A 14,438-nucleotide genomic window follows, 5' to 3' on the forward strand; every position below is an offset into this window, starting at 1 on the left:
TTATTGGCTTACCACTTGTTGCACTGTCTTAATGCCCACTTCTGTCGCCAACACCAAATCTTTACCGACGGTGATGCCATTGAGCACTGCTTTGCCTTCCGTTTGTGGGATCAGCTGAAAACTTTGGCCATCGTCTTGGCTTTTAAAGATCACGCCACTGTTACCAAATAACCAGACCAGTCCATCCGCTGCCACCACTGAATTTAATGTGGCTGGTGAGCTTAATGCGATTTGTTGCCAGCTTTGCCCATTGTCGCTGCTGCGAAAAGCGTTGCCGCGCAAGCCAACGGCAAACAACGTATTCTGTGCGCTCTGACTGACCGAAAATAACGACCCGTTATAAAATTCGGGCTGGCGCTGCCAGCTGGTACCGCCATCAGTGCTCACGGCCCAGAACCCGGCTTCACCAACCATCACCAACCGTTCTTTGTTGGCAAACACACGGTTAATATGCGGCAGCACTGAACTCAGTTCGGCCTGATAGCCTTCCGGATCTGAATCTTTCAGCTCCGCCAACATGGCTTGATCATCAGCGTTTGCCAGTTCTGCATGAAATTCCTGTTGCCAGCTTTGGCCACCATCTTTGGTGCGGTAAAACAAGCCATAGGCGCCCACGGCAAAACCGTGCTGCTCGTCGGTAAAGAATACGTCAAATAGTGGTTTGTCCAGCTCTGGCAAAAATTGCTGTAATTGCCAGCTTTTACCACCATCAGTGCTGGCGATAATACTGGCGTCATGGCCAACCGCCCAGCCGTGGTTTGGATTGACGAAATACACTGAATTCAGACTGGACTGCAATGGCGTTGGGCTTTGCTGCCAGCTTTTGCCGTCACTACTTAATAAAATATGCCCGCGTTCGCCGGCGGCAACCAACATATCTGCTGACACACGCACCAAATCAGTCAGTACTGATTTTTCGGCATGCGGCAGCAGATACGCACTTTGCGGTTTGATACTGGTTTCTGCCAGTGCAGGCCATAAAGTACAAATCAGACTCAGGCCAGATAAAAATTTAAACTTCATTAGAGTGATTACTCGAGGTGCGGTTTGAAACAAAAACGGTTGGCCATCTGCCAACCGCTTTTTCCGATCATGCTGATTTAACGGGTCCCTTCACGACGCAGCGCTGCTGGTGTGAAGTCGTTATCAGATAATTTCACTGAGAAATCATACATCTTGTCTTCGTTATCCAGACCGATGGCAATATAACGGCGTGAATTGAGGTCATGATAGACTTCCAGCGTACTCCAGTGCGTTGGCACTTCATAGTAGTTCAGACCATGTGCAACGGCCACGCGGTACAACTCGCCGCGTGCGTCATACAGATCTGCCACATGGATTTGCCAGCTGTCTTCGTCAATAAAAAACACACGTTTACCATACACATGGCGCATGCCGTCTTTTAATTGCGCTTCAACCTGCCAAACGCGGTGTTTTTCCCAGCGTACATATTCCGGATTAATATGCCCTGGTTTTAACAGATCGGCATACTTCGTGTCTTTACTGTGCAGTTTGTAGCTGTTGTACGGGATATACAGTTCTTTTTTACCGACCAGTTTCCAGTTATAGCGATCTGGTGAGCCGTTAAACATATCGAAATCATCCGTGGTACGCAGACCATCTGACGCTGTACCTGGAGCATCATAAGCAACGTTTGGTGCACGGCGCACACGACGCTGGCCAGTGTTATAAGTCCAGGCCTGACGTGGAGTTTTCACCTGGTCCATCGTTTCATGTACTAACAACGCTGTACCTGCCAGACGTGCTGGCGTGGTGACGCTTTGTTTAAAGCGGAACAGGATGTTTTCAGCTTGTAATGCCTCAGCAGTCGCCGCTTTGTCAGAATATTTGAACATGATTTGTTCATCAAAGCCGATCAGCGTGTAGTCGCCGGTAGCCGTAGGTGCAGCTTGACCGCCGTTACGCGTTGCAGCAACACCACGATAACGCACTGTATGGTTCCAGATCGCTTCCAGACCATTGGCTGGAATTGGGAAAGGAATACCAATCGCAGCGTTAATGATACCGTTACCGCCCTGCACTAACTCTGCTTTGCCGGCGATGTCTTTCGTCGCATCGTAAACATACTGTGGGTAAGACGCAGTACGGCGAGTCTGGTACACATTCATTTTGTAGGTTGGATACAACTCAAACAACGCAAGCTGGCCTGGTGACAAAGAATCTTTGTACTTAGCCAGATTGGATTTATCGATTGTAAACAGGACTTTATCACCTGAAAACGGATCCGGGTGATGGTCACCTGGTTTATAGCCAGCTGGAGCCGCCGTAATACCGCCTTCCCAGGCTGGGATAGAGCCGTCTTTGTTGGCCGCTTTTTCCGCGCCAAGCGGAGTTAAGTCTGCGCCTAAACGGGCGACCTGATCCGGGCTGATTTTAGCCAGTGCGCTGGCGCTCAGGACCAGCGCAATAGCGCTGGATAACAGGGTGAGTTTTTTCATAATTCTGTCTCGTCCCTTCTTATAAAGAGTATTTGATGTTAAAAGACACGAAATCGCGGTCTTCAGTGTTGTTAGTAGTGCCGACGCCATCAAAGAATGCGTTGTACGACAACTCAGCTGACCATGCACTCAGATAATCAAACGCCAGTGAATAACTCAGCGCTTTTTTATCTTCGGAGAACATGAACAACGGATCTGGTGTGATGCCGTTGACGTCATGCGAGAAGGTCAGACGTTGCGTCAGGTTGACGCCTGCCATTACGTTGTTGTAGTTGGCGATAGCAACCAGGCGATAACCCCAGGCTGACTTGGTTGGGAACGGGTTGGTTTCCGCGCCGTTTGAAACGCCAGTATGCAGACCAGTTTTCAGGATCAGCTGACCTTGTGCATTGGTGCCCATCAGTGGATAGCCACTGCGGTCTGTGTTCGGACCGTTTAGACGCAATACATCTTCTGCCGGCATATCTTTGATATCGATACCACCGATTTCAGCCAATACAGTGAAGTTATCAGTATTCAGTACCGGTCCAAACAGATGAGTGACCGTTAACTGCGCCTGCATGGTATCGCTGAGCACATAACCCTGCGCAAACTGACCTGGCTGAACTTTCTTGCCATCAAAGCGGCCGATTTGTGAAATACCAGCTAAGTCAGGACGGATACCCGCGTTTGCCAGCTGTTCCGGCATACCGGCGTACAGAATTTCCACGTCATCAATTTGCAGTGGTTCATCCTGACGATATGCCAGCTCACCGGCGATGGAAGTACCTTCCAGCGTGGTGTTGAAGCTGAAACCATACAGCTTGATGTCTTCAGGATATTCAATCAGACCTTTAGACATCGCTTTGAGGTTGCCAACATTGTCAGCAGTCAGGGTATTGGCTGCCATATAGGCAATGTCAGTCTGGATAGCTTGAGTACGGAAATCAGAAGCGATACCTGAAATCACCGGCGTACGGCTATGGTAATTCATGTGGTACAAAGCGAACTCAGTATCGTTCAGCTCTGGTGAGAAGTACTCCAGCTTCAGACCGTATTGGCCAGAATCGCTCGGCTCAATTTCACCGGCATCGCCTTTTGGCCGCAACGTGACTTTAGTTGGATACGCCAGGTAGGCGCTCGACAATTGACCCAGGCTGGTCTGTGCTGCCGCTTTTTGCGCTGCAGTTGCCGCCGGGTTTTGTAACACAGCCATCGCAGCTTTTACACCGTTACCAATGCCATTCAGACCAGCCAGTAATGTGCTCAGATCTAAATCCGGGTTACCGGCAAAACCGAGCTGGATGTTTTGGTTATAACCGCCTTTCCCAGCAAAATCATTGGTTGAGAAATAAGTGCCTGGCACTGGCAGGTAACTGTTTTGCCAGTCGTACTGGTAAAACACTTCCGCTGATAACTGCTCAGTAATACCTAAAGATGCCCACGCCATACCCACCGGAATATAAGCTTCTTTTAAGTCAGCACCTGGCAGACGGGCAATACCTACGTCAATTGGCGTAATGTTGATACCGTGCTGGATCAGGGTACTTTCACCCCAGCTCAGCACCTGCTCACCGACACGGATTTGCAACGGATTCGCACCATCATTCAGCGCGAAGTTGGCAAACACATAAGCATCTAACAGACGTACATCACGGCAGGCTAAATCACGGGCGTCGTCATCCAGACAAGGATCGACTCCTTTGCCAGATACCGGATTGGTATAAGCACCCTCATTGTCCATCAGGGCAGCATCGTAGAAGTACATAAAACGGGTAAACAGACCAAAGTCGCCTTTGGTGATAGATAATTCGTGGGTGCCTTTAAACAACTCAGAGAAAATATCGCCTTTGTCGTAATTCAGGTTACCGGCGTCACCATTCGAGGAATAGCCGCCTGGCTGAGCCCAAATCTCTGACGATGGATAAATGACATTGGTCGCGGCGTTGTAGCCGGTCCAGTTAAAACGTGGATGGTTGACTTTACTGATGGTGTCCCAGTTACGGTCCTCTGCCCGCCAGCTGGCACCATATGAAAAGGTTGAGTCAAATACAACTTCGACATCCTCACCCAGTGTGAAACTGGCTGCCTGAATGGACGTTGCAGACAAGGCTAACAGTGCAGACGCGACACCAAGCACCAATGGCTTTTTGGTGAAGGCTAATGGCCTTTTGTTCATGTTCGTTTCTCCCCCCTGTCCCTGCAGGTATATTTTGTTTTTGTAATCGGTCGCTTTGATCAACTGCTCTGATCTCTACGCACGTAGCAGAAATAATTACATCATTTTCCAGAGGGCGCAAGGCTATAAGATGGGTAAATCTGTTGATTTGTCTTTAGTTTTTGCCGTTATAACCTTGCCCGCGGTACATCCCTCTCCCTATCAGTTTAACTGAAGACTGACCAGTTGCTGAGAATTCGCTTAACTACATGAATTAGAACATTAAAAACATCAAAACTGCTGTACGTGTTTTAATCTGGCGTTTAAAGTATTCACTCTAATTTATTTTGTGCAGTGCTTTAAACTTCCCTTTGGCATCGGTTAATAGCTCAAAACGCCCATCCAAACCGGAATGCTGAAAAAAGCGGCGAAAATGAACTAAATCCAGTTGGATGCGCAGGCCGTTGTCGGCCTGCACCACCACTGATTTGACGTGCCCCTGATAATATGACAACACCTGATCTGCACTAAGCAGCAGGCGAAACCGGTAACACCGTTCAGTCATGCAGCGCCTTGTTTAGCTTTTCCGTCAAATCCGGGCTGAGACCTTGTTGCTGCAACTGACTCAGCGCCTGTTGCATCAGTGCCGCCCGCGCTGGCGCAAAACGCTTAAATGACAACAACGGCGTCACCAGTCGGGATGCGAGCTGCGGATTGATCACATCAGCTTTACCAATGACACTGGCGAGCCGCTGATAACCAGCGCCGTCCGCCTGGTGAAACATCGCCGGGTTCTGCTGACCAAACACCGCATAGAGTGCGCGCACCCGATTTGGGTTTTTCCAGTCAAACTGTGCCAGCTGCTCAGCCTGATCCAGTAGCGCAAACACTTGCGGTGTGCCAAGCGATGCTAACAACGCTGAGTGTTTGTCAAACAACTGGACGTTATGGCCATACTGCAGGTAAAACTGTTGCAACATCTGCTGGGCTTGTGGATGAGCAGCTCGCACCAGCGCCTGTAACACAGCCAGTTTGTCGGTCATATTGTCTGAACCGGTATATTGCTGCTGCCACAGCGAATCCGGTGTTTCAGTGACGCGCAGTAAATAACGCAGCGCAGTATTACGCAGTGCGCGCAGCCCGGTTTGTTCTTCTGAATAGCGATAAGGCGCAGGTGCCAAACGTTGATATAAGTCCAGCCAGTCGGCGTTAAACAACGTCGCCAACTGCTGCTGATAACTCTCCAGCGCGTCCAGGATCATCTCCACCGGAATTTGCTCGTACTGTTCAGCCAGCGTATCAAAGCCCGGTAAGGTCAACAGCTCCGCGCTAAACGCCAAATCAGTCAGAGGCGAGCGGATCAGCTGACCTAACACATCAAGCAGCCCTGACGGAATTGCTGCTAATTGCCCATCACGCACGGATCGCCGCACCAAATCAGACCACAATTGCTGCATCGCATCCCAGCGCGCCACGCCATCCTGTGCATGCTGACTCAGGTACAGCAGTTCGTCGGTCTGCCAGGCGTAACTAAATTTCACCGGCGCACTGAAATCGGCCAGCAGCACCGGGATCACCGGCAATTGCAGATCAGTAAATTCAAACGATTGTTCCGCGCTGGCAAACTGCAGCAAGCCGCTTTGTATCTGGCCTTTGCCATCGTGTAATTCATAGCGCAACGGTAACAACAATGGATGCTTGTCAGCCTGATCTTTGGTTGGAGCTGTTTGCTGGCGTAAGGTCAAGCGCACGCCAGTTGCAGTATTTTCCAATATAGCGCTGAGCTCTGGCGTACCGGACTGGCTGTACCAACGTTTGAATGCACTGAGATCCGTTTGATTGGCATCCTGCATCGCCTGGACAAAATCATCACAGGTCACTGCCTGACCGTCATGACGCTGGAAATACAAGTCCATGCCGCAGCGAAAACCTGCAGCGCCGAGCAAAGTATGCTGCATCCGGATCACTTCGGCGCCTTTGTCATACACAGTCACCGTGTAAAAATTGTTCATCTCCTCGACAACATCAGGGCGGATCGGATGCGCCATCGGGCCGGCGTCTTCAGCAAACTGAGCTGTGCGGATGGTTTTAATCGCGTCGATGCGACATAAGGTTGCCGAGCCCATCGCCGCGCTGAATTGTTGATCGCGAAATACGGTCAGGCCTTCTTTTAAACTGAGCTGGAACCAGTCACGGCATGTGACGCGGTTGCCGGTCCAGTTATGGAAATATTCGTGGGCGATGATGCTTTCGATATTAAAGTAATCGGTGTCGGTCGCAGTCTGAGCATCCGCCAGCACAAACTTGCTGTTAAACACATTCAGGCCTTTGTTTTCCATCGCGCCCATATTAAAGAAATCGACAGCGACCACCATGTAGATATCGAGGTCATATTCCAGACCATACACATCTTCATCAAACTTCATGGCGCGTTGCAACGATTCCAGCGCGAACTGTGCCTGTTGTTGCTGGCCCTTATCGACATAAAACTTCAGCGCCACATTACGGCCACTTTTGGTGATATAACTGCCGGTCAGTTCATCAAAATCACCGGCGACCAAAGCAAACAGGTAACAAGGTTTTGGGAAAGGGTCATGCCAGCTGACCCGAACCCGGCCATCAGCTAACTGATGACGAGCTATCAAATTGCCGTTAGATAACAAAAACGGCAAGTTCGCATCAGCGATGATATGTGTGGTAAATACCGCCATGACATCAGGCCGGTCCGGGTAGAACGTAATACGACGAAAACCTTCAGCCTCACATTGCGTACAATAGGCACCATTCGACAGGTACAGACCTTCCAGCGCAGTGTTCGCCGCTGGGTTTATTTCGGTGCGGATACAGAGTTCAAACTGTTCAGGTAGGTCCCGCAGCAAGATACCATCCGGCCGTTGTTCGTATGTTGTCCAATCCTTACCATTCACCGTCAACGAGATTAATTGCAACTCTTGCCCATCTAGCCACAGACTCGTCGCGCCTGCTTCGGCACGGCGTAGCTGACTGACCGCCAGCACCCGCGTTTTCGACGGCAACAATTCAAATTCAAGCTCAACCTGACTAATAACATAAGCCGGTGGCTGATAATCAAGACGATTTTTGGCGGTATTGACGCTCATAAAAAACTCCGGAACAGAAAAGTCGTAACAAATGGCACTGTGCATTTGCGGCATATCAACAGATAAAAAAGCCTGCGAAGTCGCAGGCTGTCGGATCAGGCCTTTGGTCTGTCCACAACGGGCAACAGCGCTTCCGGTGGTGTTAGCCGCAGAATTTTAATGCCAAGGTAAGCATATACAATCGCCAGCACAGGATTGATCACATTAAAGAATGCATAGAACATATATTCCAGCGGACTTACACCTAAAACACCGTGCATATAGGCACCACAGGTATTCCAAGGGATCAGCGCGCTGGTAATAGTACCGCCGTCCTCTAAGGTCCGCGACAGATTCACTGGCGCCAAGCCACGTTTTTCAAATTCTTCTTTGTACATCCGCCCCGGCATCACAATCGCCATGTATTGATCAGCAGCCAGAATATTGGTGGCGATACAGGTCAGAATAGTACTGGTGATCAGCGAGCCCGTGCTGTGGGCACGGCGCAAAATCGCCTGAACAAAACGCCGCAGCAATCCGGTGTGTTCCAGCACTGAGCCAAATACCATTGCCGACATAATGAGCCAAACGGTATTCATCATTTTTGACATACCGCCGCCGCTCAGCAGTTTGTCTAATTCGACATTGCCGGTTTCGATCACAAAACCGCTGTGTAAAGTAGTCCAGACAACTTTTAATTGTGCCAGCACGGTTGGGTAGGTCTGGTCGGCCATTTTCTCAATTAAAGGCTGCTGAAACAGCACTGCCCAGACACCGCCAAGCAGTGCACCAATAAATACTGTCGGGAACGCCGGGACTTTCTTCACCGCCATCACCAGTAGCACTACCATTGGTAACAAATGCAGTACGGAGATATCAAAGTGTTGCTGTAAATCACGGCTGATCTGGTCAATTTTTTCGACGTTAGCCACGCCATTGGCGTTAAAACCGATCAGAATAAACAACAAAATGGCCAGGATCAGGCTCGGGATCGTGGTCCATAACATATGACGGATATGCGAGAACAAGTCGGAACCGGCCACGGCCGGCGCCAGATTAGTGGTATCAGACAGTGGCGAAATCTTGTCACCAAAATAAGCGCCTGACACTATCGCGCCAGCGGTGATCACCGGCGACAAACCCAAACCCATCGACACGCCAATCAGCGCCACACCGACAGTGGCGGCGGTGGTCCAGGAACTGCCAATGCCCAGTGCAACAATCGCACAGAGCACACAAGTGGCAGCGTAGAACCAGCTTGGGTCTAACACCTGCAGGCCATAATAAATCAGCGCAGGGACAGTACCGGATAACAACCAGGTGCCAATCAAAGCCCCAACCGAAAATAGAATCAGCACAGCGCCAAGTGACAAGGCGATGCCACGGATCATCGCCTGTTCCATTTCTTCCCAGCCGAAGCCGTTTTTCAGGCCAATCAATACGGCGATGCCAGCGGCAACAAACAACGCCATCTGGTTAGGACCAAAAGATGAGTCACTGCCGTACAGGTAAACAGATAAACTCAGCAGGAAAATCAGCGCGCCAAGCGGAAGCAGCGCGTCCAGCATACTGGGCGCTTTGGGAGTTGTTGATGTTGTCATTTATTGCTCTATTGTTTGCTTTATTATTAGTATTTGGCCCGTCAGGCGGGCTTTTGTTTTTTTATTAGAGTACACCGGTCAGATTCAGAAACACGGCTACGATCGCCACTGGCGTGAACCAGCGGATACAGAACAGCCAGATACTATAAGCAACCGGCGATGTATTCAACTCTTCCCGGCTGGCGTGTTGCTGTACTTTCCAGCCGGCAAAAATGGCGATGGCGAGACCACCGAGCGGCAGCATGATGTCTGAGGTCAGATGGTCGATGATTTCAAACAGGTTATTCACTTCTTTACCGACAAAATGGAATTGCCATTGGGTCCAGCTGGCGCCACTGAAACTGAAAACAGTTAACAGGCTTAAGCACCACAACACAATGCCGGACAACACACAAGCGCGTACTCGGCTGAAACCTTTAGCCTGTGTCAGCCAAGCAACAACAGATTCAATCATCGCAATGGTTGAGGTAAAAGCCGCAAACACCAGCATGACAAAAAATAAGGTGCCAACCAGTTGGCCACCCGGCATCTGGCCAAAGGCCACCGGCAAGGTGACAAAAATCAGTCCAGGCCCCTGCCCGGCATCAAGATTATGCGCAAATACAATAGGATAAATCACCATGGCCGCGATCAACGCGACTGAGGTGTCTGCCAGTGCAATCCAAATCGAAGTGCGGGCAATCGATACTCTGCCCGGCATATATGCGCCGTAAGTGATCATGACGCCAGAGGCCAGACTTAAGGTAAAAAACGCATGACCCAATGCGATCAACATGCCGGACACTGACAGTTTGCTAAAGTCCGGCGCGAACATAAAATGCAGCGCTTTGGCAAAATCACCGGTTAGGCCGGCATAGATGGCAAGGCCAATCAACAGCAGATACAAAGCTGGCATCATCCAGCGGATCACTTGCTCCAGCCCTTGTTTCACCCCACGGGCAACCACAACGCAGGTCAGCACAATCACTAACGTGGTCCACAGCAGCAAACTAGACAAATCGGCAGAAAACTGTCCAAACATCGCGCCAATGTCACTGGCGCTTTGGCCGGCAAAACTGTTTTGCGCGGCCTTACTGACATAAGCAAAAGCCCAGCCGGCGATCACTGAATAAAACGACAGAATTAAAAATCCACCGACCAGTCCCATCCAGCCTGCGATCTGCCAAAGCGGATTCACTTTGGCTTCAATCGCCAGCGCTTTGACGGACAACCCCGGGCTTTGTCTGCCACGCCGGCCAATCATCACTTCAGCCATCAACACCGGAATGCCTATCAGCAAAATGCACAGCAAATACATCAGCATGAAGGCGCCGCCGCCGTTTTGCCCCATGATGTACGGAAACTTCCAGATATTACCAAGGCCCACGGCCGCGCCCGTAGCAGCGATAATAAACATCAGCCGGCTTGACCATTGCGGCTGGACGGCAGCGTTTGCAGTCGTCATAACATTCTCTTTTTGAAGGATCTCAGATAAAAACAAAGGACTGCAGGCAGTCCTTTGTTCGTGGTCACACGCAATGCGGCGTTATTTTTTGGCGATTTTGCTGCTCAGCACCAGATCAGCGGTGATCAGCACAGTTTCTTCCAGCAATGGATCGAGTTTTTCCAGCACTTCCGGCGCGTCGTCCACCGATTTAACCGCCGGCAGTTTTAACCGTGCCAGCCGTTCGTTCAGCCGCTGCAGCTCACGCTTGCTGTCGCTATCTTTTTTCGCCAGCCGGACTTTTTCATTCAATGACACTGTTTTCAGATCTTTTTCCTTGTTGTACAAGGCAATATCATCATTCAGATATTTGAACTCAACTTCCTCGGCAATGCGTTTCTGGTGTTTTTCCTGCAGAATTGGCAGTGCAACTTTGATATCAGGTACGCTGGCATAACTGGCTGGCGCAATCGAATCCCATGGCAGCGCATTCTCTTCTTTACTTTCGCCCCATTCTTCCGGATTGATTGGTGTTGGATAGGTAATATCCGGTACTACACCTTTATGCTGTGTACTGCCGCCATTGATGCGGTAGAACTTGGCGATGGTGTAATTAAGTCCGCCCAATTCAGCATCAAAAGTGTCATAGATCCGGCCAAGACCACGATGCTGTTGGACTGTACCCTTACCAAAAGTGTGTTCACCAACGATAAGCGCACGACCATAATCCTGCATCGCGGCAGCAAAAATTTCCGAAGCAGAAGCACTATAACGGTCTACCAGTACGGTCAAAGTACCGTCATACAAAGTAGCGCCGTCAGTATCGTCATTTTGTGTAATGCGGCCATTGCCTTCACGGATTTGCACCACCGGGCCGCGGTCAAAAAACAAGCCACTCAACGAAATAGCTTCAGGTAACGAGCCACCGCCATTTCCGCGTAAATCGATGACCAGTGCGTCAATTTTTTCCGCTTTGAGTTTGATGATCTCTTTGCGCACATCTTCGGTCAGGTTGTTATAAAAACTCGGGATATTAATCACACCGACTTTTTTATCGCTCTGATGCAACTGCGACTTAAACACTTCGCCTTTGGCGGCACGATCTTCCAAGCGGATTTTATCGCGGACAATTTCAATCAACTGTGGTGTTGCACCAGCGCTGTCGCTGGAAGCCATTACCTGCAGCCGGACTTTGGAGCCTTTAGGTCCTTTGATTAAATCAACTACGTCGTCGAGACGCCAGCCGACAATATCAACAAACTCGTCATTGCCTTGAGCCACACCGACAATTTTGTCTTTTGGTTTCAGTTTTTTGGTTAAATCCGCCGGACCACCTGGTACCAAACTAGAGATCACGGTGTAATCATCATCGGCCTGTAACACAGCACCAATGCCTTCCAGCGACAAATTCATTTCCTGCTGGAAACGGTCGGTATTGCGCGGCGACAGGTAGTAAGTATGGGCTTCGATCGAACGGGCATAGGCATTCATTACCAGCTGGAACACGTCTTCGCTTTCAGTCTGAGCCAGACGTTTTTTCGCTGATTTATAACGTTTAGTCAGGATATCTTTGATTTCTTCTGGTTTTTTACCGGCCAACTTCAGATTTAATGCATCGAATTTGACCCGTTGCCGCCACAGTTCATTCAGCTGCGCTGCAGTTTCTGGCCATGGCGCGTCTTCACGTTCAAATTCGTAGGCATCTTCAGTATTAAAATCAAAGCCTTTATCTAACACTGATAAGGCGTAATCAAAGCGTTCAGCCCGACGTTGCAGACTCAGATTAAACATCTGATAGGCAAAATCGAACTGGCCTTTGGCGATAGCATCATCGAATTGAAATTTATATTGTTCGAACGTCGCTACGTCCGATTTGAGCATCACATTGTGAAAATAATCCAGACTATCCAAATACTGATCGAACACTTTTGCCGACAGTTTGTCGTCAATCTGCACCGGCAGGTAATGCCCGCGGGTCAGAATTGCTGCAATACGTTTACTAGCAGTAAAATGTTGATCAAGCTGAGACAGTTCCGGCAGCGTGACTTTCTCCGCGACCGGTGCAGCAATAGTGGCGCCACTGAACGCCAAAAACAAACCTGCGGCAATACCTGATAATTTTCTCATCGGACACTCTTTGTGTTAAGCCTGAAATAAACTTCCACGCTGGGTTTTGACAATCATGCCTGAAGCCAGCTGCACAATAACGTCTTGTTTAGCTAACTCTACGACAGTGGCGGCGATTGGGCTGGCACCAAATTTAACCAGAACTTTACCGCCTACCACTAACTGACCTTCTTCCATCGCTTTGAGTTCAACTGCCGGCGCTTTTACCGGTTCTGCGACAGGTTTTGATGTCAGATTAGCGGCTTTGGCCACGCGACCGTCAGATTTGCGCTCAGTTTTTTTGTAAGCAGGTTTTGCCGGTTTGCCTTCGCCTGGTGCTTTAGCCGGAGCCGCAGTACCTGCCGCAATCGCAGCAGCTTTCGCTTTGGCACGCTCAGCAGCCTGACGCGCTTTACGCGCTTCCTGCGCTTTAGCTTTGCTTTCGCTCAGCGTGGCGGCAGCGTGCTCAGCCTGGCTGGCATCAATCACTGCACCATCAGTACCGTCTAAATCAACACGGCAAACGCCTTCTTTCACTGCTTCGAGGTAGCGCCAGCTGCTGGTGTACACGCGAAGCGCTTGACGCAGCATCGTTTTGCTAATCAGTGGGTTTTCTTGCAATTTTTCTGCAAGATCTTGAAAGATACCGACTTTCAGCGGCTTTGCCGGACCAGTCAGACTAAAACACAACGGAAATTGTTCGGCCAGGAGTGCCACAACTTCTTTAACATTGTGCGGTTTGGCTTGGACTTCGACTTGACTGGTCATGGTTTAATACTCTTCTTCATCAATGACATCTTCGGCGTCGTCATCTGCATCTTCATCTTCGTCATCAGATGGCGCGCCATATTGTTCTATAAACTGCCGGCTGTGGTTCACTGCCCAGTCCACCAGTTCATCCTCATCTGCCTCGACCATCACTTCGCTTCCGCGCAGCTGATCCCAGACATCACGCATCAGCCGATCGATCAATGCAACATCTGCTTCATCTGGAATTAACGGCCAGATTGCATGATAAATGGTATTGATCCGGTCGGCGACCAGTTCTTCTTCACCTTCCCAGTCACCTACATCCCGGACATCGTACAGATAATCCTGGACCGACAACCAGTCTTTCATAAAGTTTGTTCCAAACGTTGCTCCAAAGCAGCCACTATTTTCGCCAGGCCCTGCTGGTCATGCTGATCAAACCGGGCCAGCGACGGGCTATCAATATCCAGAACTCCGATGATCTCACCGCGCAGGCGCAGTGGAAACACAATCTCAGAATTACTGGCCGCATCACAGGCAATGTGCCCCGGGAATTCATGTACATCTTTTACCAGCTGCACTTCGCCGCTAGCCACCGCAGTACCGCACACCCCTTTGCCAATATCGATACGCACACAAGCTGGTTTGCCCTGAAACGGGCCTAACACCAACTGCTGTTGTCTTAACAAATAAAAGCCGGCCCAGTTCAGGTCCGGCATTTCCATAAATAATAAGGCGCTGATATTGGCGAGGTTGGCGATAAAATCGGTCTCGTCGGAGATTAAAGCTGCACATTGAGCCGTGAGCGTGTCATAAAAGGCTAGTTTTTCAGCAAACATCAGGTCTGGACGGGTTATTAACTCA

At 49.9% G+C, this 14,438-nt stretch carries 11 protein-coding genes; all 11 read right to left on the reverse strand.

Annotation, left to right across the window (positions count from 1 at the left end):
* The gene (locus ACFFJP_RS10295; RefSeq protein ID WP_377243081.1) at nucleotides 1-1,023 is read right to left on the reverse strand and encodes a WD40/YVTN/BNR-like repeat-containing protein; all 1,023 of its coding nucleotides are present in this window, start codon (nucleotides 1,021-1,023) and stop codon (nucleotides 1-3) included.
* Nucleotides 1,024-1,100: 77 nt separating this feature from the next.
* On the reverse strand, nucleotides 1,101-2,459 hold the full coding sequence (locus ACFFJP_RS10300; protein ID WP_377243083.1) for a DUF1329 domain-containing protein: 1,359 nt from the start codon (nucleotides 2,457-2,459) through the stop codon (nucleotides 1,101-1,103).
* Between the two features lie 19 nt (nucleotides 2,460-2,478).
* Nucleotides 2,479-4,617, reverse strand: coding sequence for a DUF1302 domain-containing protein (locus ACFFJP_RS10305; protein WP_377243085.1), 2,139 nt, complete (start codon nucleotides 4,615-4,617; stop codon nucleotides 2,479-2,481).
* Between the two features lie 316 nt (nucleotides 4,618-4,933).
* Complete coding sequence (locus ACFFJP_RS10310; protein ID WP_377243087.1) at nucleotides 4,934-5,161, reverse strand: DUF2835 family protein; 228 nt, start codon at nucleotides 5,159-5,161, stop codon at nucleotides 4,934-4,936.
* Nucleotides 5,154-7,715, reverse strand: a complete 2,562-nt coding sequence (gene pepN / locus ACFFJP_RS10315) for an aminopeptidase N (protein ID WP_377243089.1) — start codon at nucleotides 7,713-7,715, stop codon at nucleotides 5,154-5,156. Before pepN ends, ACFFJP_RS10310 begins: the two co-directional genes overlap by 8 nt.
* A gap of 95 nt (nucleotides 7,716-7,810) precedes the next feature.
* Nucleotides 7,811-9,295, reverse strand: a complete 1,485-nt coding sequence (gene nhaC, locus ACFFJP_RS10320) for a Na+/H+ antiporter NhaC (RefSeq protein ID WP_377243091.1) — start codon at nucleotides 9,293-9,295, stop codon at nucleotides 7,811-7,813.
* 64 nt (nucleotides 9,296-9,359) lie between these two features.
* On the reverse strand, nucleotides 9,360-10,739 hold the full coding sequence (locus ACFFJP_RS10325; protein ID WP_377243093.1) for a sodium-dependent transporter: 1,380 nt from the start codon (nucleotides 10,737-10,739) through the stop codon (nucleotides 9,360-9,362).
* 81 nt (nucleotides 10,740-10,820) lie between these two features.
* Complete coding sequence (gene prc, locus ACFFJP_RS10330; protein WP_377243095.1) at nucleotides 10,821-12,845, reverse strand: carboxy terminal-processing peptidase; 2,025 nt, start codon at nucleotides 12,843-12,845, stop codon at nucleotides 10,821-10,823.
* Between the two features lie 15 nt (nucleotides 12,846-12,860).
* Nucleotides 12,861-13,592 (reverse strand): RNA chaperone ProQ, encoded by a 732-nt coding sequence (proQ, locus tag ACFFJP_RS10335; protein WP_377243097.1) that lies wholly within the window; start codon nucleotides 13,590-13,592, stop codon nucleotides 12,861-12,863.
* A gap of 3 nt (nucleotides 13,593-13,595) precedes the next feature.
* Nucleotides 13,596-13,943: a hypothetical protein gene (locus tag ACFFJP_RS10340; RefSeq protein WP_377243099.1), complete on the reverse strand. Its 348-nt coding sequence runs from the start codon at nucleotides 13,941-13,943 to the stop codon at nucleotides 13,596-13,598.
* On the reverse strand, nucleotides 13,940-14,438 hold a 499-nt coding region (gene msrC, locus ACFFJP_RS10345; protein WP_377243101.1), incomplete at its 5' end, for a free L-methionine (R)-S-oxide reductase MsrC. The genes ACFFJP_RS10340 and msrC, both read right to left, overlap by 4 nt.

Origin of the sequence: Rheinheimera tilapiae, assembly GCF_042432165.1 — a bacterium.
Lineage (GTDB): Bacteria > Pseudomonadota > Gammaproteobacteria > Enterobacterales > Alteromonadaceae > Pararheinheimera > Pararheinheimera tilapiae.

Excerpts from the sequence above, each read along its gene's own strand:
- prc (WP_377243095.1), bottom strand. The coding sequence starts at position 12,845 with ATGAGAAAATTATCAGGTATTGCCGCAGGTTTGTTTTTGGCGTTCAGT.
- ACFFJP_RS10340 (WP_377243099.1), bottom strand. The coding sequence starts at position 13,943 with ATGAAAGACTGGTTGTCGGTCCAGGATTATCTGTACGATGTCCGGGAT.
- pepN (WP_377243089.1), bottom strand. The coding sequence starts at position 7,715 with ATGAGCGTCAATACCGCCAAAAATCGTCTTGATTATCAGCCACCGGCT.
- ACFFJP_RS10325 (WP_377243093.1), bottom strand. The coding sequence starts at position 10,739 with ATGACGACTGCAAACGCTGCCGTCCAGCCGCAATGGTCAAGCCGGCTG.
- ACFFJP_RS10310 (WP_377243087.1), bottom strand. The coding sequence starts at position 5,161 with ATGACTGAACGGTGTTACCGGTTTCGCCTGCTGCTTAGTGCAGATCAG.
- ACFFJP_RS10295 (WP_377243081.1), bottom strand. The coding sequence starts at position 1,023 with ATGAAGTTTAAATTTTTATCTGGCCTGAGTCTGATTTGTACTTTATGG.
- ACFFJP_RS10300 (WP_377243083.1), bottom strand. The coding sequence starts at position 2,459 with ATGAAAAAACTCACCCTGTTATCCAGCGCTATTGCGCTGGTCCTGAGC.
- proQ (WP_377243097.1), bottom strand. The coding sequence starts at position 13,592 with ATGACCAGTCAAGTCGAAGTCCAAGCCAAACCGCACAATGTTAAAGAA.
- nhaC (WP_377243091.1), bottom strand. The coding sequence starts at position 9,295 with ATGACAACATCAACAACTCCCAAAGCGCCCAGTATGCTGGACGCGCTG.
- ACFFJP_RS10305 (WP_377243085.1), bottom strand. The coding sequence starts at position 4,617 with ATGAACAAAAGGCCATTAGCCTTCACCAAAAAGCCATTGGTGCTTGGT.